The organism is Paenibacillus sp. 2TAB19, from assembly GCF_052115185.1.
In the GTDB taxonomy this organism is placed as follows: domain Bacteria; phylum Bacillota; class Bacilli; order Paenibacillales; family Paenibacillaceae; genus Pristimantibacillus.
In genome coordinates this window covers 47,126-66,450 of record NZ_JBFRGE010000011.1, presented here as the reverse complement: position 1 = coordinate 66,450, position 19,325 = coordinate 47,126, and the positions used below count along the sequence as shown (strand labels likewise).

At 48.8% G+C, this 19,325-nt stretch carries 17 protein-coding genes; 14 read left to right on the top strand and 3 right to left on the bottom strand.

Going from position 1 to position 19,325, the window contains the following annotated elements; all coding sequences use genetic code 11:
• Position 1 precedes the first annotated feature (1 nt).
• The 8 genes from AB4Z33_RS07290 to AB4Z33_RS07255 all read left to right on the top strand — a co-directional run bounded on the left by AB4Z33_RS07290 (position 2) and on the right by AB4Z33_RS07255 (position 10,919).
• On the top strand, positions 2-4,321 hold the full coding sequence (locus tag AB4Z33_RS07290; protein WP_442049290.1) for a DUF4062 domain-containing protein: 4,320 nt from the start codon (positions 2-4) through the stop codon (positions 4,319-4,321).
• 11 nt (positions 4,322-4,332) lie between these two features.
• Complete coding sequence (locus AB4Z33_RS07285) at positions 4,333-6,036, top strand: hypothetical protein (RefSeq protein ID WP_442049289.1); 1,704 nt, start codon at positions 4,333-4,335, stop codon at positions 6,034-6,036.
• Between the two features lie 34 nt (positions 6,037-6,070).
• The gene (locus AB4Z33_RS07280) at positions 6,071-6,841 is read left to right on the top strand and encodes a CBS domain-containing protein (RefSeq protein ID WP_442049288.1); all 771 of its coding nucleotides are present in this window, start codon (positions 6,071-6,073) and stop codon (positions 6,839-6,841) included.
• A gap of 52 nt (positions 6,842-6,893) precedes the next feature.
• The gene (locus AB4Z33_RS07275; RefSeq protein WP_442049287.1) at positions 6,894-7,178 is read left to right on the top strand and encodes a RyR domain-containing protein; all 285 of its coding nucleotides are present in this window, start codon (positions 6,894-6,896) and stop codon (positions 7,176-7,178) included.
• A 146-nt stretch (positions 7,179-7,324) separates the two neighbouring features.
• Complete coding sequence (locus tag AB4Z33_RS07270) at positions 7,325-7,870, top strand: hypothetical protein (RefSeq protein WP_442049286.1); 546 nt, start codon at positions 7,325-7,327, stop codon at positions 7,868-7,870.
• Positions 7,851-8,033 carry a hypothetical protein gene (locus AB4Z33_RS07265; RefSeq protein ID WP_337099311.1) on the top strand — a complete coding sequence of 61 codons (183 nt, stop codon included), beginning with the start codon at positions 7,851-7,853 and terminating at the stop codon, positions 8,031-8,033. Before AB4Z33_RS07270 ends, AB4Z33_RS07265 begins: the two co-directional genes overlap by 20 nt.
• A 350-nt stretch (positions 8,034-8,383) precedes the next feature.
• Positions 8,384-9,040, top strand: a complete 657-nt coding sequence (locus AB4Z33_RS07260; protein ID WP_442049285.1) for a hypothetical protein — start codon at positions 8,384-8,386, stop codon at positions 9,038-9,040.
• Between the two features lie 247 nt (positions 9,041-9,287).
• The gene (locus tag AB4Z33_RS07255) at positions 9,288-10,919 is read left to right on the top strand and encodes an MDR family MFS transporter (protein ID WP_442049284.1); all 1,632 of its coding nucleotides are present in this window, start codon (positions 9,288-9,290) and stop codon (positions 10,917-10,919) included.
• 86 nt (positions 10,920-11,005) lie between these two features.
• Here AB4Z33_RS07255 and AB4Z33_RS07250 read toward each other — a convergent pair whose 3' ends face one another.
• Positions 11,006-11,464: a MarR family winged helix-turn-helix transcriptional regulator gene (locus AB4Z33_RS07250; protein WP_442049283.1), complete on the bottom strand. Its 459-nt coding sequence runs from the start codon at positions 11,462-11,464 to the stop codon at positions 11,006-11,008.
• A 144-nt stretch (positions 11,465-11,608) separates the two neighbouring features.
• On the opposite strand from AB4Z33_RS07250, the gene AB4Z33_RS07245 reads away from it, so the two are divergent.
• Positions 11,609-12,046: a MarR family winged helix-turn-helix transcriptional regulator gene (locus tag AB4Z33_RS07245; RefSeq protein WP_442049282.1), complete on the top strand. Its 438-nt coding sequence runs from the start codon at positions 11,609-11,611 to the stop codon at positions 12,044-12,046.
• 1 nt (position 12,047) lies between these two features.
• Complete coding sequence (locus AB4Z33_RS07240) at positions 12,048-12,800, top strand: GTP pyrophosphokinase (protein ID WP_442049281.1); 753 nt, start codon at positions 12,048-12,050, stop codon at positions 12,798-12,800.
• Between the two features lie 15 nt (positions 12,801-12,815).
• Here AB4Z33_RS07240 and AB4Z33_RS07235 read toward each other — a convergent pair whose 3' ends face one another.
• Entirely contained in the window at positions 12,816-13,715 is a 900-nt protein-coding gene (locus AB4Z33_RS07235; protein ID WP_442049280.1) for a LysR family transcriptional regulator, read from the bottom strand.
• Between the two features lie 122 nt (positions 13,716-13,837).
• On the opposite strand from AB4Z33_RS07235, the gene AB4Z33_RS07230 reads away from it, so the two are divergent.
• Positions 13,838-14,932 carry a branched-chain amino acid aminotransferase gene (locus AB4Z33_RS07230; RefSeq protein ID WP_442049333.1) on the top strand — a complete coding sequence of 365 codons (1,095 nt, stop codon included), beginning with the start codon at positions 13,838-13,840 and terminating at the stop codon, positions 14,930-14,932.
• 107 nt (positions 14,933-15,039) lie between these two features.
• Here the strand turns inward: AB4Z33_RS07230 and AB4Z33_RS07225 are convergent, their stop codons facing one another.
• Positions 15,040-15,879 carry an AraC family transcriptional regulator gene (locus tag AB4Z33_RS07225; protein ID WP_442049279.1) on the bottom strand — a complete coding sequence of 280 codons (840 nt, stop codon included), beginning with the start codon at positions 15,877-15,879 and terminating at the stop codon, positions 15,040-15,042.
• Positions 15,880-16,005: 126 nt separating this feature from the next.
• Between AB4Z33_RS07225 and AB4Z33_RS07220 the strand changes: the two genes are divergently transcribed.
• From AB4Z33_RS07220 to AB4Z33_RS07210, 3 genes are all read left to right on the top strand, one after another.
• The gene (locus tag AB4Z33_RS07220) at positions 16,006-17,007 is read left to right on the top strand and encodes a Gfo/Idh/MocA family protein (protein WP_442049278.1); all 1,002 of its coding nucleotides are present in this window, start codon (positions 16,006-16,008) and stop codon (positions 17,005-17,007) included.
• Positions 17,008-17,031: 24 nt separating this feature from the next.
• Positions 17,032-17,970, top strand: a complete 939-nt coding sequence (locus AB4Z33_RS07215; RefSeq protein WP_442049277.1) for an aldo/keto reductase — start codon at positions 17,032-17,034, stop codon at positions 17,968-17,970.
• A gap of 221 nt (positions 17,971-18,191) precedes the next feature.
• Positions 18,192-19,280 carry an LLM class flavin-dependent oxidoreductase gene (locus tag AB4Z33_RS07210; protein ID WP_442049276.1) on the top strand — a complete coding sequence of 363 codons (1,089 nt, stop codon included), beginning with the start codon at positions 18,192-18,194 and terminating at the stop codon, positions 19,278-19,280.
• Positions 19,281-19,325 lie beyond the last annotated feature (45 nt).

The following is a 19,325-nucleotide window of genomic DNA, read 5'->3' as shown; positions in this document are numbered from 1 at the left end:
TATGACGGCTGCACGGAAGCAAGTGCAAGGTGCAAAAAGAGGCATCAGACTGTTCTTATCGTCGCCGTTTCTCGATATGGATGCGGAGCGTGACGAGCTGGTCACGAATATTTTTCCCGAATTAAGGAGTATATGCGCAAAGCGCGGTGTCGTGTGGAGCGAAGTAGACCTGCGATGGGGCATCCAAGAGGAGAAGATCCACGCTAAGGAAGTGCTGCCCATCTGTTTAAGTGAGATTGACAGCTGCATTCCGTTCTTCGTCGGTATACTCGGAGAGAGGTACGGCTCGTCGCATTCGTATCCGGAACATATTGTTCATCAATATCCGGAGCTGGCGCCTTATATGGACCGTTCGATAACGGAGATTGAGATTCGCCATGCGCTCTCGCAACCTTCCGTGCTCAGCAACGGCTTCTTCTACTTCCGCGATCCTGCGTTCCTGGAGACGGTTGCCGAAGATGAACTTTATAAATACGTAGAGCAAGTGCGGGGAGATGAAGTGCGCGACCTAGACGAAGCGCGAGCGAAAGAGCTGATGCTGGATCGGCAGAGCAAGCTTGCGCAGCTTAAACAAGATATTAAGGCCAGCGGCGTTACTTGCAGAGACGGCTTCCGAGACAGACAGGAGCTTGGACAATRGGTGAAACGTGATTTCATCCATCTTATTAATAGTTTGTTTCCCGAGGAGAAGCGAGCAGACGATGTAGAACGTGAACGGTACGAGCATGAGGTGAATGCCTTGAATCTCGTAAACGAAACGTTTATCAAAAACTCGCATTATTTCGAGGAGCTTGATCGCCTTGTGCTAGCAGAAGGCAAGTCTATCGTGGTGCACGGCATGTCGGGGCTGGGCAAGTCTGCGCTGCTTAGCAACTGGATGCATGAGAAGCTCGAGGAGCAGGCGGAAGGCAAGAGCTCGCTTCAAGGCATTGCTCATTTCGTCGGTCTCACGAGGAACAGTATGACCGCGCTCGGCACGGTGAAGAGGCTGATCGCCGAGATGAACGGTTTATTTGCGCTGCGCATCGACAATCCCATTCAAGCTGATCTCGTTAGAGATGCATTCTTAAGATGCCTAAATTCCGTCCCGGCGACGGAGAAGCTGCTGATTGTGATCGACGCGATTAACCAATTCGAAGATGCAGCAGACGAGGAGTTTTTCAGCTGGCTGCCGCTTGAAGTGCCGAACAACGTTCTGATCGTCGTTTCCAGTACAACCAATTGCGCGCCGAAGCACGACAAATGGAAGTCTCTCGAGATCGGGCCGCTCAATCGAGAACAGAAGGAACAGATCATTAATCAAGTGCTGACCGTAATGCACGGCAAATCGCTTGAACCGCGGGAGCATAAAGCGATTGTTGAATCGGTGCAAACGAATAATCCGTTGTTTTTGCGGGCTCTTCTGGAAGAAATAAGACTGATCGGAGATTCGCGAAGCAGGCTGCAGAACGAACTGGCTAATTATTTGCAAGCAGAGACGCCTGACGTTCTCTATGAACAAATATTGAGTCGTTTCGAGCGTGTGTATGACGAATGGATCGTTCCGGGCTTCGTAAAAAATACGCTGCTGCTGTTATGGTCTTCGCGTTCCGGCTTGCTTTACAGTGAGCTCAAGCACATATGGAGCCGCATCGGACACAAAATTCCGGATACGATATGGGCAACGTTCATGGTTGCGCTAGAGCCTTACTTGACGCATCGTTCCGGACCGCTTCGCATCTATCATATGTATATGCGGATCGCTGTTCAGAGGCGGTATGGCAGACAATCGCAAGATGTGTCGTATGCTCGAGGACAAATTATAAACTACTTCCAAAGCGAGATCGGGTTAGAAAATAAAGGCCGTCTCATTGACGAACTGCCTTGGCAATACATTCAAGCAAATGAGTGGGAGCTTCTCAAACATCAGTATCAGGATACGGACTTCCTGCTCGCAGCCTGGAACAAAGACGCCTATTATGTGAAGGAAGTATTATCGACGCTGGAGCAGAGGACGCTTCCTTGGGAGAATGCCGGCATCGAACAGGTAAAGCTGCCCTACATGTACAGCAATGTCATGTATAACAAAGCGGATTACGCCAAAGAGATTGTATTGCTTCTTGCAGAGCTTCTCGCCGACAGTTATCCCGATGAATCTCTTGCGTTATATTCGAATGCCGAAGATAGATATAGAGAAAGCAATGAACTGAAAACGTTACAGCACATTTTGTACAAGCAAGCGCTCATTCTGCAAGACCGCGGTAATTTTCCAGCATGTAGGGAGAAGCTTGTCCTGCAAAAGGAAATTTGCTTAGCTAATGATTACATTGACGGTTTGCAAAATTGTCTTGGACTCGAAGCCGGCGTGCTTAGTTCGCAAGGCCGCATGGAGGAAGCATACGAGCTGCTATCGAAGCAGCGGGAGCTTCTTGGCCGACTGGCAACTTTCGAAGGGCGCAAACAATACTTAATTCGCCGTGCGGAGATGAACCGGATACGCTTTCGATTGGATGAGGCTGCAGAGCAATTGAAGGAGCTGGAACAGCTCTGCCTGGCGACAGGCAATCGCGATGCGCTGCAGGAGTGTCTTGGCGAGCAAGTGTGGCTGCAGTTTGAAATCATCTATATCGGCAATAAGGAAGGGATCGACGCGGCGCTTCGCTTGCTCGATAGAAGAGAAGCGATTTGTTCTGAAATTGGACATCACCGGGGTTTATTGCAGACCTCGTTAATGCGTTCGGACCTTATGCGGCTGAAAGGCAATTATTATGAGGCAAGATATTCGGAGAAATATCAAATTCATATGAACCGCCAGTTGAAGAACGACTACTTGGAGCAGCAAGCTTATGGCGTTCATGCAGCGATTCTTTTCCACAGCGAGGTGGAGATTGCGAGAACTTCCGGCCGCTTCATACGGCATAATCGATGCAATCGAGCGCTCGAAATGCTTCGCAGCCGCGAGACGATCTGCAAGGAGTTGCAACTGTACGAGGAGCTTCAGGATACGTATGGAATGCAGGCAAGTATTCTATACCGCGGCATGCGCAACAAAGATGGCGTCGTCGAAGAGGCGTTGGAGAAGCGCGAGAAGCAGGAAAGCATATGCCGCAGCATTGGCTACACTATGGGGCTTCAACGAGCGTTGAAAGGCAAAGGCCTAATCTATGAGTATTTGAAAAACTACCCTGAATCGATTCGTACGTTCCAACAACAGATCGAAATTTTGCGCGAGTGCGGCATGGAGAATGGCAACCAGATGCAATATGCGCTGGGCAACTTGTCCAAAGTGTATATCCAGTTTTATAAGCAAGAGCCGGTCAAGGCTTATCTGCAGCATGCGATTGCGAATTTGCAGGAGCAGGAAAGGATTAACGCGCTGCTCGATAATGGGAAAGGCGTATTATTCTCGCTCCTAAAGCAAGCGGAAGTGCTGGAGCTGCTGCATCGGCAGGAGGATGCGCTTGTTATTATCGACAGATATTTGCTTCTCTCCGAACAGAATAGGTGGGAGAACGAGCAGCGTACTGGCGAACAGTTCCGCCAGAAGCTGCTTGCGAGGATGAATGGGATAGAAAAAGCAGCTGCAGCGGCCGTCAACATTACCGCCCAAGGTGAGCCTGACGCTTCACCATTGTCGGAGGAAGAAGAAGCTTTGCTGGAGCGGATTGGAAGAACCGGACATTCAAGAGGGCGGAAACTTTATTCGGGAGAAGTAGAGTGGCATGTTATGCTTAAGCAGCTCAAGCTGCTAGAGAAGCGAGGACTTGTTTTGATCCATGTGAACAAGTACCAATCTATGCATACGAAGGGCGAATATAGGCATCTACTCTTCCAATTGACGGATAAGGGGAGAGCGATATATTCGGAGAGATGGAGGCTGATTCCAGCCGACTCCGAATACGACCAGCTTGCAAGCAGTCCTTACGGAATTAAGTACCGGTATTTGCTGGCGGAGACAAAGGATAATTTGACTGCGTTAGGCTATGAACTGGATGTTTCAAAAGATGACAGGCTGATCCAACTTAACAAGGAGGATACCGGGTCGTTGCTATACATTGCGCTTGAGTCGGATACAGAGGCGGTTATGTTCCATTTGTTCGAGGATTGGTCGATGCGAGGAAGTAAACAGCCTCATTCTCTGCACGTGCTAAGTACGAATGATGAATTCATTTATAACCAAGTGATGCCTAGATTTTATAAGTGGCTCTTCAACAAATACGGACAATTGAGCGAACTCCAGGAGCAGTATATCGTGCAGATTATCCCCGTATCGTTCTCAATGAATCCAAGGCCGGAGAAGCTGCATACGCATGACGTACTAATACATGCCCATATGGAATAGGAGTAAGAAGAATGAATACGAGTGAGCTAACACCGCTATTGTTCGGAGTCAGCGGACATATTGATTTGTTCGAAGAGCATAAGCAGTTGCTAAGGGCAACCATAAGAGAACAACTGAGGCAATACCTCGAGAAGTATCCGCATACGCCGATCATTATGCTATCGCCGCTGGCTGCCGGAGCCGATCAGATCGCAGCCGAAGCGGCCATCGAGTTGCGGGACAGCGGACAGCCGGTGAAGCTGTATGTTCCGCTTCCGATGGCAGAAGCGTCCTATTTGGAGCTGTTTCAGGAGGAGCAATCCCGCGCAAGCTACTATTCGCTGCGGGACAAGGCCGACTATGTATACGTGCTGGACGAGCCTGCGATTAGCGCTGGAATGACGCTGCAGCCGGAGGATTATTACGGGCAGGTGTCGGACCATATTACGAAGTACTGCCATGTGCTGCTAGCACTCTGGGATGGCGTCGAGAGAGACGATCTGAAGGCGGGAACCTCTTATTCGGTTCGTAATATGCGCTACGGAATCGAGTCGGAGATAGCTGGCGCGAACAAGCTGCTCGATCCGGTAACGAGCGGGATCGTCATTCATATCCGCACGCCGCGCAAGTCCAATGGCAGCGTAAACGATAAAATAGCCGAGYCTGTTCCCATCTATCCGGCTAATTTTCAGGATGCGCAAATGACATTCGACCGCATCTTAACGAACATCGAAACATTCAACGAAGACATTCATTTGAAAGTGGCTCCCGATTCGGATGTTCGTGAAGCCATAGACAATCTATGTCCTGCAGGTCGCGTGCTCCCACCGATATTGGAATCGTTGGCGCTGAAGTATGCCGCTAGCGACAAAATGGCTGTCAGATTAAAAAATATGCGCAAAAAAGTATTCAAGATGCTTCTTATAACGGGGGTTCTGCTAGTCGCTTCCTATGAGCTGATGAGCCAGCTGCCTATTATCGTTATTGCGTACATCATATTGTTGGCTTGGGCCGGCTACAAGTATAAAGTAGGAAGGAAACGGGAGTATCATCGCAAGTATCTGGATTACCGCGCTTTATCCGAAGGTCTTCGCGTGCAGCTATTCTGGTATTTGGTAGGCGTCGATCAGGATGTATCGGACGTCTACTTGACGCAGCAGAGAAGCGAGATTGAATGGATATGCAGCGTTATACGGACGCAAAATTATTTGATCAAGGTACAGAAGGCGAGCAATCGGATCAAGGAATTTGAATGGGTGAAGGTTAAGTGGATCGAGGATCAGATCAGCTATTTCAATGGGTCCAAGGAAACGAAGAAGCGGGAGGGGAAGAGAGCCGCTCTGCAATCCGATTGGCTGTTTCTATCCGGCGTTGTGCTGATCGCATTGGTCTACATATGGAATGTGTTCGAAAGCCCGTTGGCGATGGAGACATGGGCGTCATGGCTAATGGTCCCCGCAGCTGTACTAGTAGCCGCCGGAATCGTGAGAACGGATTTCGATTCGCAAATGTCGGACAACTCGCTGTCGGGCGAGCATGCGCGGATGCATGTGCTTTTCACCTACGGCCTCAACAAGACGGAGCAATATTTGAATCCGAAGGATGGTTCATCGGCTAATGAAGCATCCGCCAGAGAAGTCATCTATAAGCTCGGCCAGGAATTGCTTGACGAGAACGGCTCGTGGATTTATGTGAATCGGGAGAGAGACGTCAGATTGCCTATCGGCTTGAAATAGGAGTCGTTTAGAAGCATTTAGCAGGAGAGCGAGAGTGAATGACAGCGTGTCGAATACAATCATAGAGGGATCGACGTCCGCGAGTGAGCGATCAGAGCGATTCGAGGCAGCCTTCAATAAAATTCATCTGAAGCTGAAGCAGCTATGCGCCATGGACGGMAGTTTCGTTGAGCTCGTTGGCCGGGCTCAGCCTCGATATGCCATTATCCGCCAATATGCGGACGCATTACGCTCATTCGCGAGGCTTCGGAACGTCATTGTTCATGAGAAAATAAAACCTAACTATTATATAGCCGAGCCGCATGTGGAAATCGTACAACAGATCGAGAAAATATGCGATCAGCTCTGCAATCCGCCGGTAGCGATAAATATCGCATCGCGCAACGTCGTCGCTTTCGATGCAACCGACCCGCTCTCCCTTGTACTCGCAGAGATAAGCGATACTTCGTATTCGCAATATCCGGTTTACAAGGATTTCAAATTTTGCAAGCTTATTACCGCTGACGGAATCTTGAAATGGATGCATGCTGTCGTCGTTGACGGGTTGCTGGATCTGAATGGGGTAAAGCTCGATCATATTATGCCCTATGAGCTAAAACAGAATTGTCGGTTCGTTAGCAGAAGGACGAGCGTGTTCGAGCTGGAGGAGTTGTTCGAGGACTGTTATCACAGCGGAAACAAGATCGATGCGGTACTCGTAACCGAGAATGGACGAGAGCAAGAGGGGGTTCTTGGGATCGTGACGGCGTGGGATCTCATAAAGATCGATGAAGATTATTTGGACAAACGGTTGGCTGGCTATTAATATGGAGAAAATATGAATAGCAGTTTGCGAGCTTTGGAGGTTGAGAGAATTCATGGGATATAATCCGAAACCGATTGATACAAGCGGAGTAGAGCTGGGCGACGACATATTGGAACTGACGGAGAAGCTGGCTGAGAATACGCATGATGAGTGGGCTCTGCAGCGCATGTCGGACGGTTGGACGTTAGGCGCACAGCGAGACGACGTCAACAAGCTGCATCCAAGCCTTATTCCTTATGCAGATCTGACCGAGAGCGAGAAGGAATACGATCGTATTACAGCGTTAAAGACGCTGAAGGCGCTTATCGCCCTCGGTTATTCAATCCAGAAGAAGTAGCGGGAAGTTATAGTGAGAAGCGAACCGTATCCGCCTGGGATACGGTTTTTTTGTGCGCTTTCGCTGCGAAAAATTAGTTCTAATCGGGCGCGCAAACCGCTATAACTAAATAACATGGAGTAAAGCAGCGGCAATTGAAGGCAAGCGTGGCAACGTTGTTTTGGGGAAGGGAGAGAGGAGGAGTAGTTCTGGAGGACATTCGGAATTTGAACGATTTCCTTGCCGTGTTCGGGCTTCCTATCGCGATGAGTCTTATCGGGGGATTGATCGGACATTTTGTTAAAAATGGGATAGTCGAACTGCCGAAGTTCGTCATAGAATATGACGAGGAAGGGGCTAACTTCTCCAGCAGCAAGCTGATCCGCGCTGTACAGCGGCCGCTTCGCTTCCTCTTCTTTATGATTGGATACCGCAATGGCGGCAGCGCCAAAAAAAATATATTTTTTGACCTCGGCTTCCTTGGTGACCTGCTTATAGCCATCGGCACGGGCATCGTGGCGAAAAGCACGCTGGYCATGGCCAACACGGACAATATATATGCCGTTGTCAGCAGCTCCCTGCTGGCCGGCTATGCGGGATTGTCTTACTTGAAGGCGAAGCAAAGCAAGGAGATCGCCGATACGGTAATCGAGCAATTGGAAGTGGATCATAAGGGAAAGGAGGAGGGCGCGCGTGGCGAGAGCAACAGCTAAAGTAACGCCGGACGAGATGAAGCAGCTTAAGATGCTGGCCGAAATTGTGAAGAACCCTCAACTTCCAATGTCCGACAGAAGAATAGCGAAATCGCAATACGAGACAATTATCAAAAATGCGAAAGGTTTAAAACGCGGTATCATATCCTCATTTTCAATTTAATAGCTATGTAAGTCGTAAGCCGCTCCCTGGTGGGGCGGCTTTTTGCATGTTCTTTATTGACGCACGAACCTATGTTGGATTCTGGCAGTAACTTTCTGCAGTTTGGGTCATATTGGGAAGCTATAATGGACAATTGCAATAACTTTATCCTCCATGGCTTGGAATTAGCTCGTTTTGATCAAAGTTAGTGCTGATATCCAAGATAGCCTTCTAAACCTTTTCTATCGAACGAAGTTAATGCAGATATCCAATTTAGCTTATTCTACAAGTTCGGAAAAACCAATATTCAAAGGTATAAAAAGGAAATAAAATGAATGGAAGGGAATATGTGAGCTGGAGGCAGCAGGCCGATGAAGCTTGTAGAAAGTATTGAGTTGAAAAATATTAACGTTCAGTGCAAGCCGCGGATTTTTGGAGTAGATGCGCATTGGGATCAATTAACCCATTTTAATTACCGTCTCAGCTCGTCTAAGGTTTATGGTGTTGTAAGTAAACCGGGAGCAGGGGCTTGGGTACTTTCTTATTTGTTAGCGGGACAGGTGAAACAAGATTCGGGATATATATTTGCCAATAATGGCAGCTTATTGACCCAGGCACAGCTTAAACAGAGCAGTTGTTATGTCGGTGACATCATTTATAGAAGAAATAGGTTTGGCATAAAATATTATCCGACTGTGCGACAATTGCTCGAAGAAGATCCTAAAATGAACGAGGAAGCCGTTCAGAGCGTCGTGGAAGAGCTGGAGCTATCGTCTTCCAGATTGGACCGTCCGCTTCACCAAGTAAGCAATGAAAGATGGAATGCAACGGTTGCTATTGGCCTTGCACAAGGTAAAAGCATATTTTGTTTTCCTTATTTGGATAATGATTGGAAAGAGAKATTAAGAGTCCGCTTAGAAACATGCGCGGAGGTTTTGAGAAAAAAGCAGTCCATTATGATCGTAGCTTCTGACAGTGATTCAGTCATTTCAGATATCGTGGATGAAATCATTGTTGCGCGTCTATGAAGTGGTGAGACAACTTTTATTAATAAAACGCTATATTTTTGAACCCCGCCCTGGCGGGGTTATTTTTTTGCGCAGCCAAACGAATCTCGTTCAACGCTCGTTCAAAAAACTTTCGAAATATGCCAGTTGTCTTAGTACTAAAATTGTTGTAAGATACATGGATAGGTAGGTAACCTAACTATTTAGTGGTAGTAATTTTACTGCTAAAGGGTAATATTAAATTATAAAAGCAAGGAGAGTAAACTTCATGGAGCAATTATCACAGAAGAAAAAAGTTACGATCATGATTGCGCTAATGGCCGCGATGTTCTTCGCCGCGATTAACCAAACGATCGTTAGTACGGCGATGCCGCGCATTATTGCGATGCTTGGCGGCATTGAGCACTATTCTTGGGTTATTACGATTTACATGCTTACCTCTACGATCGCAACCGTTCTGGTCGGCAAGCTATCCGATATTTATGGACGAAAACCGTTTCTGTTATTCGGTATCGTCATCTTTATGATCGGGGCATTTTTATCAGGAACGTCTACATCCATATTCCAAATGATTACTTACCGCGGTATTCAAGGTCTTGGCGGCGGTATTCTAATGTCCGCAACCGTAACTGCAGTCGGCGACTTGTTCGCACCGCGCGAACGTGCAAAATGGACCGGCATCATGATGGCCATCTTCGGCTTCTCCAGCGTTATTGGCCCGACTTTAGGCGGTTTCATGGTCGATCATATGGACTGGGAATGGATCTTCTGGATCTTCCTTCCGCTTGGTTTAGTCGCTTTCGTCATGATTATGAGAATGTTCCCTAAGACGGTACGGAAAACAACCGAACCGATCGACTATTGGGGCTCGCTCTTCTTGACTCTAATGATCGTTGCCTTACTGCTTGGTTTCTCATGGGCAGGAACGAAATACGATTGGGGTTCGTTCGAAATTATCGGCTTAATGTCGTTGGCAGCTGTATTTCTCGTTATTCTGCTGATTATTGAGCGTAAAGCGAAAAGCCCAGTCCTTCCGCTTGGAATGTTCAAGAACAGTATCGTAACCGTATCGAACGTCATCGGCTTCTTGATGAACGCAGGGATGATGGGCGCTATGATGTACCTGCCGTTCTTTACGCAAGGCGTTCTCGGCTATTCGCCGACCACTTCCGGCTTTATCAATATGCCGATGTCGGTTGCGATGATCGTGCTTAGTACATTGTCCGGCCGCTGGATTTCCAAATCCGGCAAATACAAACGTTTTGCAATCGCCGGTATGCCATTCATGGTAGTTGGCATGCTGCTGATGGCGTACATGACGAACGTATGGATGGCTGTCGGAGCAATGGTCGTCTTCGGTATCGGCCTTGGCATCTCGATGCCGGTCTTCACGCTGACGGTTCAGAACGCGGTGGAACCAAGCCAGCTCGGGGTTGCTACAGGTACGGCTACGCTGTTCCGTAACATGGGCGGCACCATCGGTATCGCAGTGCTCGGCACTGTTATGAATTCGACAATGGCAGGTAAGCTGAAGGATGCCCTTGCTGCGGGCGAAGGTCCGGATCTGTCCAAAGTCGACCCTGAAGTGGCGAAAGAAATGGGAAGCTTCATGAACCCGCAATTGCTGCTTAATCAGCCGAAGCTGAAGGAGCTGCAACAATCGCTTCCGACAGAGGTTCACGATCTGTTCAATCAGACGATTGATTTTATTCGTAATGTTCTTAGCGATTCGCTAACTGTCGTCTTTTTATTCGGGATGTCACTGCTTATCGTTGCACTCGTTGCGGTGTTCTTCTTGAAGGAGATCCCTCTTCGTACATCGAATAACATGAAGGCCGCAGCAGCACCATCCGATGATAAAGCCAAAGATTTAACAAAAAAAGAGCCAGCTATTCAATAACTTGAATTAGCTGACTCATGAGGGGGGATTTCGAGTCGGCCAACGTGCCTATTCGAAATCCCTTTTTTCTCATTTGTATATTTTCCCTAGTTTTCCTGATGTCTGACTAGATCCAAATATTCGAAGACGTCATTCAGCAATCCGATTAATTGATCGCTTTGCTCCTTGCCGAGATGATCAATCAGACCAATAAACATTTCATGATATCGTTTTTTGGCTTCAACCGCGAGCAGCTCGCCCTTCTCGGTAAGCATGATTTCGGTAATCCGTCGATCATTATTGTCTGATTTACGGTAGACGTAGCCGCTTTCAATAAGGCTGTTCACCATTTGGGTAACGGTTGGCGAGGTTACTTGAAGACGTTTGCTTATATATTTAACGGTTGTCCCTCTGGAACCATTGACTGAACCATGCTTAACGCAGAGCAATACCCGCATTTCGCTCGCTTTGAGACCTAAAATCGTCTTCTTGCGCCAGTCGGCCTTGCCGAAGCGTTGAAATATATCGATTAATTTTTCGACATTTTCGTATTTATCGATACTCATTACAATCACCTCGGATGATGGAATATAGAAAGGCTAACAAGAACGTTGCCAAGGTCATTATAGATATTTTGTGCCAAAATAGTCAACAAAACTTAATCCTCGTTACGGCATTTGAGTGTTAAAATAAATAAGTGAGGTGTAATAATGAGCAATTATGAAGAGTGGTTGTCACTATCGCCCTTATTGAAGAGCACGTACAAGAAGCTAAAAGCCGAATGGTATAAAGGCGTTGATGATTCGTTTTCCATAAGCCAAATTCGGATGATGCAGCATTTGAGCAGGACGAGTCCAATAAAATCGACGGATTTAGCTGAGATGCTGTGTGTCACCGCAGGCGCAGTAACGCTAATGGGAGACAAGCTCTATGAACGCGGTCTAATTGACCGATATCGAGGCGAGCAGGATCGAAGAGTTGTTTATATTGCTATAACGGAGCAAGGCAAGCAATACATTTCCTCCTTCCGGGCCAATGACGAGCAGCTTATTAAGATTATAGCGGAACGTATAACGGAGAAGGATATGCATGAGCTTAAGCGAATCATCTTGCTGTTGAACGAAAGTTTGGAAGGGGATTATCAGTAGGATGGACCAAATGCTAATGATTAAAGACTTGAAGACACAAATGACTCGGTTCATGATGATGTATAAGTTCGCGCTTAGCGAGCTGGAGACAAGAATTGAAATTTTGCAGGAAGAATTCCATTTGCTTCATGAATATAATCCGATTGAGAATACAAAATCGCGGCTGAAGTCTCCAAAAAGTATTTTCGAGAAGCTGTATCGGAAGCAGACAGGGCTGAGCTTAACTAGCATTCGCAACAGTATTCGGGATATTGCCGGCATGCGCATTACATGCTCGTTTATCTCCGATATCTATCGGATCAGCGATATGCTTCGTAATCAGTCGGACCTGAATATCGTTGAGGTCAAGGACTATATTAAGGAACCAAAGCCGAATGGCTACCAAAGCTTGCATTTGATCATTGAAGTGCCTGTATACATTTCGGACCGCCGAGAAAATGTGTTCGTCGAGGTACAGATTCGCACGATTGCGATGGACTTCTGGGCAAGTTTGGAGCACAAAATTTTTTATAAATATAATCAGGAAATTCCCGAGCGCCTGTTGAACGAGCTTCGCGAAGCGGCTGTCTCCGCCTCGGCTCTCGATCATAAGATGGAACGTCTGCATGATGAGATCGAGGCAATCAAGGAAGAGCAGGACAATGATTTCAGCGACGAGCTACTTCAACTGCTGATGAATAATAACAAGCAATTAGGCCAGATCGGCTTGCCTAACATGCTTGCGGAATTCCTCGACGACCAGTTTACGAAGTAGTCGGCTGCTAGCCGTTTAGCTATTGTCGGGACGGAAGCTGTCGATAAAATATTGCGCGCGCTTCGGAAGGTAGCGATCGTTCAGCCATAAGATGCCTACACCGGATTGGAAGTCTGCATCCTCGATCCGAAGCATAGTAACGACATCGGACGGGAAGGAAGACAAGACAGACTTCGGAAATACAGTTGCGCCGATACCGGTGGCGATTAGTGACATAATAATAGCGACGCTGGAGCATTCGCATATAATATTAGGCTCGAAGCCATGGCGTCGGCATTCATTGACGACCTGCTCGTGCATTCGAAGCGTTTTGTCCGTCTTGAGGGTCAGGAACGGGAACTGGGCAATCTCCGCCATGTTGATCGATCTGCGGCTCGCGAGCGACGTCCAAGCGCTTGGAATGACGACTACGAACGGATCTGAAGGGAGCGGGAGAACGGTATAATCGCTCACGATCGACTGTGCTTCGAACGGCAGACGCGCAACGATTAGATCAATCGCACCTTTCTCAAGCTGCTCGCCAAGGTAGAAGTGATCGCCCTCGAGTATTTTGTAGGTCACTTGGGGGTAGCGTTCCCGATAACGCTCGATCTGCTTCGGCAGCAGCGAGATGCAGGATACGACGGAGCCGATGGACAAGACGCCGCGAGCGCCTTCCTCCGTTTCTTGCACTTCGCGGATCGCGCCGTCGAATTGGAGCAAGAGCGATTCCGCTTTTTCCAGCAGCAGCTGCCCGGCGTCGGTGAGCTTAAGTCCTTTGCCGCTGCGGTCGAACAGCGTTACGCCAAGCTCTTCTTCGATGAGCTTAAGCTGGCGGCTAAGAGGAGGCTGCTCCATATTAAGCCTTTTGGCGGCGCGCGTAATTTGCCCTTCTTCGGCAATCGCAACGAAATATTTGAGCTGGCGCATATCCATGGGGCATCCCTCACTGTCTCATACCTTTAAGGTATGGGGTTTGTATAAAATAGATATTTTAAATATATCGCATGAAGTGTTAGCATTCAATTAACAGCCCTAAAAAAAAGGAGAGTTGCATGATGTTAGAAGGTTTGCAAATCGAGCGCACAACGACAAAGAAGGCTAAGCCTCCGGAGTCAAAGCTAGGATTCGGCAATTATTATACAGATCATATGTTTATCATGAATTACGAAGAGGGCAAAGGGTGGTTCAACCCGCGCGTAGTACCTTACCAACCGATCGTACTTGATCCGGCAGCGAAGGTGTTCCACTATGGCCAGACGATATTCGAAGGTTTGAAAGCGTACCGTACGAAGGACGGCCGCGTGCAATTGTTCAGACCGCACAACAACTTCCTGCGGATGAACCGTTCCAACGAGCGTCTGAGCGTTCCCGAGATTAATCCGGATGTTGCTGTTGAAGCGCTTAAACAGTTGATCCAAGTCGATATAGACTGGATTCCTTTCGAGGAAGGCAATTCGCTCTATATTCGTCCGTACGTAATTGCTACGCAAGCTCAGCTAGGAGTTGCACCATCGACTGAATATCAATTCCTGATCATCATGTCGCCGGTAGGGGCGTATTATCCGGAGGGCGTGAACCCGGTTAAGATCTACGTTGAGTCTGATTACGTTCGCTCGGTGAAGGGCGGCGTCGGTGAAGCGAAGACGGCAGGCAACTATGCGGCTGGCCTTAAAGCGCAAGAGATCGCTAAGGAGAAAGGTTATACGCAAGTGCTTTGGCTGGACGGCGTTCACCGTAAGTATATCGAGGAAGTAGGCAGTATGAACGTCTTCTTCAAGATCGATGGCGTTATTCATACACCAGCGCTTAGCGGCAGTATCCTAGACGGTATTACGCGCAACTCGATTATTCACCTGCTGAGACATTGGGGTTATGAGGTTCAAGAACGCGCGATTGAAATCGGCGAGCTGTACGAAGCGAGCAAGCAAGGCAAGCTGGAGGAAGCGTTCGGTACAGGTACGGCTGCTGTTATTTCTCCAATCGGAGAGCTGAACTGGCAGGACGAAGTGCTTGTCATTAATAACGGCAAGACGGGCGAGCTTTCGCAGAAGCTGTACGATACGCTAACAGGAATCCAAAAGGGCGAGCTTGAAGATCCGTTCGGGTGGATGATCGAAGCAGCTGTATTCGATTCGCAATTGGCGAAATAATATAAAGAAAAACAAGAAAGGCTTTCCTACGGGTCGGAGATCAAGCGACCTTGCAGGAAAGCCTTTTTGTTATGCGGCGGCGTTGGGCTGTAAGTGCAAATATGCGCTTACATGCCGAACAGCTGTCGATAAGCCGTCGGCGTCATGCCCTCATGCTCGATGAAGCGTTTGTTGAAATAGCTGACGCTCGGGTAGCCTGCATCTTGGGCGATTTGGCCGATGTTCGCCTCTTTGCGGTCGAGCAGCCATTGTTTGGCCATCTGCAGGCGGCACCTCGTTATGAAGTCCATCGGAGTCATCTTCATCGTGCTCTTGAACAGCTTGCAGAAGTAATGCGGCGTAACGCCGGCTCTCACGGCCCATTCTTCCAAGATGAACGGACGCATGGCTTCCTCCTGCATATACGGAAGCAGCTCCAATATCCGGTTGCCGGCCGAGCTCGCTTTGTTGCTGCCCGTCAGCGGCACCGCCTGCTCGGCGAACAGCGCGAGCAGCGTATAGGTCAATGTCGACAAGCGGATCGGATGCAGCATCCGATGTGTCTCCGCCTCCACGAGCAGCTCCATATGCGCCTGCTCCCAGCCCTTCGTCTGCCGCAGCGTCCATAGCTGGCTCTTGTGAAGTCCGCGTTCCAAGAAATAATCATGCACGCCGCTTCCGTAGAAGTGAACCCATCGTACGTCCCAAGGTTCATCTTTGCTGCTGTAATAATGCTGAGATTGCATCGGAAAGTAGAGGACGGCATCTCCTTGCGTGAGCTGATGCGTTTTTCCTTCCCATTCAACATACCCTTTGCCAGAGGCGACATAGTGAATATTGAAGGTGTTGTGCGCATCCGCCGCACGAATCGTATGATGCTCGGGATATTCACTGTATGCGCCTACCGATTCTGGCAGGCAAAAGTAAGGCGTCTGCGAAAGCGTAAGCAGATGGCTCTGGCGTTGCATGGTTATCAATCACCCCGATGACAATATTGTTTCAATTGCGTACAAAATAATATCATTTTAATTTTGATTTGATCGTCATATAATCACAATATAGTCGTAGTAAATATTCGATGAGGTGATTATAGCATGACCAGCAAAAAGTTAAAATGGGGTATCATGGGCTGTGCGGGGATTGCGAAACGCGCTGTCATTCCGGGATTGCAATTATCCGTTCTGAATGAAGCGGCGGCAATCGCTAGCCGTGATCTAGACAATGCGAAGCGGACTGCCGAAGAGCTGAACATACCTACCGCTTACGGCAGCTACGAGGAACTGCTCGCTGACGATTCGCTCGACGTTATCTACATTCCATTGCCGAACCATCTGCACCGTGAATGGACGATCCGCGCAGCGGAAGCGGGCAAGCATATCTTGTGCGAGAAGCCGCTCGCACTGAATGAGAAGGAAGCGGCAGAGATGGCGGAAGCTTGCGCCAAGGCCGGCGTGCTGTTGTCGGAAGCATTCATGTACCGTTATCACCCTCGTTATGCGATGATCAAAGACATTATCGCATCAGGCCAGATCGGCGAAGTAAGAGCGATTCGCAGCGCCTTCACCTTCAACAATGCCGGCGACAAGAAGAACGTGAGATACCGTAAGGATTGGGGCGGCGGCTCGATCTATGATGTGGGCTGTTATCCGATCAATGCAGCAAGGCTGCTGCTCGGCCAAGAGCCGCAAGCGGTTACAGTACAAGCTTTGTTCTCACAGGAGCATGACGATGTCGATATGATGGCGTCCGGCCTCATTGAATTCGACAACGCGGTATCGCTTAGCTTTGATTGCGGCATGTGGGCAGCGTTCCGCAATCCGCTGGAAGTGCTCGGCTCGGAAGGCATTATCGAGGTGCCAAGCGCCTACGTTACGCCTAACCCGGGAAGCGGCAATTTCTTCGTCACTGCTCAAGGCGAACGCAAAGAAATCGAGGTTCCTCATGTAAATGCTTACACGGAACAGGCGGATCACTTGGCACGCGCAATTGCTGGAGATTCTGCGATGCGCTTCGATACAGTGGACGCTCTTGCGAATATGAGAGTCATTGATGCTTGCCTAGAATCAGCGCGTACGCGCTCTAGAATTACTATCTAATGAAGAGAGAGGATGGAGATATAGATGGAATACATTACAATTCAAGGCGCTAAGAAGCCGGTCTCGCGGCTTATGAAAGGCTCGGACTACTTCTTCCATCATTCATATGAGAAGGCGGCTGCCAACTTAGACGCTTATCTGGCTATCGGCGGCAACTCGATTGATACGGCGCATATTTATTGCGGCGGACAGAGCGAGGAAGTCATTGGCCGTTATATGAGCGAACGCGGTAATCGGGAGCAGATCGTCGTATTGACGAAAGGCGCCCATCATGATCAATCCGGCCCGCGCGTTAGCAAGGAAGCGATCGCCGCAGATCTGAAGGATAGCTTGAGAAAGCTGCAAACGGACTACATCGACTTGTATGCCCTGCATCGAGATGACCCGTCTATTCCTGTCAGCGTCATTATCGACGCGTTGAACGAGCATGTTGCCGCAGGCGTAGTACAAGCAATCGGCGTATCGAACTGGACTTGGCAGCGTATTGAGGAAGCAAACCGCTACGCAGCGGATCGCGGACTAGTAGGGTTCACGTTCAGCAGTCCTAATCTAAGCCTTGCCAAAGCGAACGAGCCGTTCTGGTCGGGCTGCGTATCGGCAGATGAGGAAACTTGCGCATGGCACGAAGCTAATCAGTTGCCTTTGCTATCGTGGTCGTCGCAAGCCAGAGGGTTCTTCACGGGCAGATTCTCTCCGGAAGTGCGTGACAATGCCGATCTAGTAAGGGTGTTCTACAGCGACGACAACTGGGAGCGGCTTGAGCGCGCGAAGCAGCTTGCAGCAGACAAGGGCGTTAGTGCGATTCAGATCGCCCTCGCTTACGTGCTTAATCAATCGTTCCCGACCTGCGCCTTGATCGGCGCTCAATCGACGGAAGAACTGCAATCCTGTGACGAAGGTTCGCTTATTAAGCTGACGAAGGCTGAGATGGACTGGCTGGATCTGACGAAACAGACGGTATAACAGGCTGCAAGACTAAAGATTAAACCATTCAGAACGTTTCTTTTGACTTCATTATTCATGGAGTCAAGAGGAACGTTCTTTATTTTACAACGAAGCAGGTTTGACGGTATTCAATAACTTATGTATGATTACTTACATAAAGTAACTGCGTTAGCGGGCTTGATGAAAGCTGCATAAATAGGGAAATATAGAACGTTGAACACTATTAGGGGGAAAGGCAGATGCTCAGTCACGAGAAGGTAAAGGCAAATAATGGGACAGATTTCGAATTCGGTATATATACATTAGGAGATTTGGCTGCTGATCCTCATACGGGCAGGTCACTATCCGCAGCACAGAGGATCAAGGAGGTGCTTGCAGCGGCTAAGCTAGCCGATGATGCAGGGCTCGACGTATTTGGCGTTGGAGAGCATCATAGGCTTGATTTTGCGATTACGTCGCCGCCCGTATTGTTGGCAGCTATTGCGCAGGCTACCAAACGCATTCGTCTGACCAGCGCAACGACAGTGCTTGGGACTGCGGACCCTGTAAGAGTATTCGAAGACTTCGCCACGCTTGATCTATTGTCGGAGGGACGTGCAGAGATCATTGCAGGACGAGGAGCATACGTGGAATCATTTCCATTGTTTGGTTATGAACTGGATGACTATAAAGAGTTGTTCACGGAGAAAATGGACCTGTTGTTGGAGCTCGGCGAGCATGAGCGAATTACGTGGAACGGCGAGCTTCGATCTTCGCTGGATGACGCCGAGATTGCACCGAGGCCCTTCCAGCCGAAGATGCCGATATGGATAGGCGTTGGCGGAACGCCTTCGAGCGCGCAGACGGCTGGCAAGCTGGGCGTAGGGATGGCACTAGCTATATTGGGCGGCGATCCGCAGCGTTTCCAGCATCTCGTTACAGCGTATAGGGAGGCTGCGCTTGAAGCGAAGTTTTCTGCGAAACACGCTAAAGTAGCGATAACGAGCCACGGTTTCATTGCTAAGACGTCCGAGCAGGCTATAGCTAATTATTATCCGTATTACGCGAATTATGTATATGAATTCATGGGCGGCCGCGAACGCGGAGAGAAAATAACGAAGCAGCAGTTCGAGCTGATGGCGGGACCAGATACGGCTCTAGCTGTAGGCAGTCCACAGCAGATCGTCGAGAAAATATTGGCGCAGCACGAGCTGTTCGGACATAACCGATATATGGTGCAGTTCGATATCGGCGGCCAGCCTTACGCGAAGGTTGCTGAAGCGATTGAGCTGCTGGCGACAGACGTTATGCCGGTTGTACGGAGAGAGCTCGGAAAGAAGCAGGGCTAGAACAAGCATTACAACATATAAGCTGCTTATGAAGGTCGCAGGACT

Coding starts and splice junctions, on each gene's coding strand:
- AB4Z33_RS07275 (WP_442049287.1), top strand. CDS start 6,894: ATGGGATATAATCCGAAACCGATTGATACAAGCGGAGTAGAGCTGGGC.
- AB4Z33_RS07255 (WP_442049284.1), top strand. CDS start 9,288: ATGGAGCAATTATCACAGAAGAAAAAAGTTACGATCATGATTGCGCTA.
- AB4Z33_RS07250 (WP_442049283.1), bottom strand. CDS start 11,464: ATGAGTATCGATAAATACGAAAATGTCGAAAAATTAATCGATATATTT.
- AB4Z33_RS07245 (WP_442049282.1), top strand. CDS start 11,609: ATGAGCAATTATGAAGAGTGGTTGTCACTATCGCCCTTATTGAAGAGC.
- AB4Z33_RS07240 (WP_442049281.1), top strand. CDS start 12,048: ATGGACCAAATGCTAATGATTAAAGACTTGAAGACACAAATGACTCGG.
- AB4Z33_RS07235 (WP_442049280.1), bottom strand. CDS start 13,715: ATGGATATGCGCCAGCTCAAATATTTCGTTGCGATTGCCGAAGAAGGG.
- AB4Z33_RS07230 (WP_442049333.1), top strand. CDS start 13,838: ATGTTAGAAGGTTTGCAAATCGAGCGCACAACGACAAAGAAGGCTAAG.
- AB4Z33_RS07225 (WP_442049279.1), bottom strand. CDS start 15,879: ATGCAACGCCAGAGCCATCTGCTTACGCTTTCGCAGACGCCTTACTTT.
- AB4Z33_RS07220 (WP_442049278.1), top strand. CDS start 16,006: ATGACCAGCAAAAAGTTAAAATGGGGTATCATGGGCTGTGCGGGGATT.
- AB4Z33_RS07215 (WP_442049277.1), top strand. CDS start 17,032: ATGGAATACATTACAATTCAAGGCGCTAAGAAGCCGGTCTCGCGGCTT.
- AB4Z33_RS07210 (WP_442049276.1), top strand. CDS start 18,192: ATGCTCAGTCACGAGAAGGTAAAGGCAAATAATGGGACAGATTTCGAA.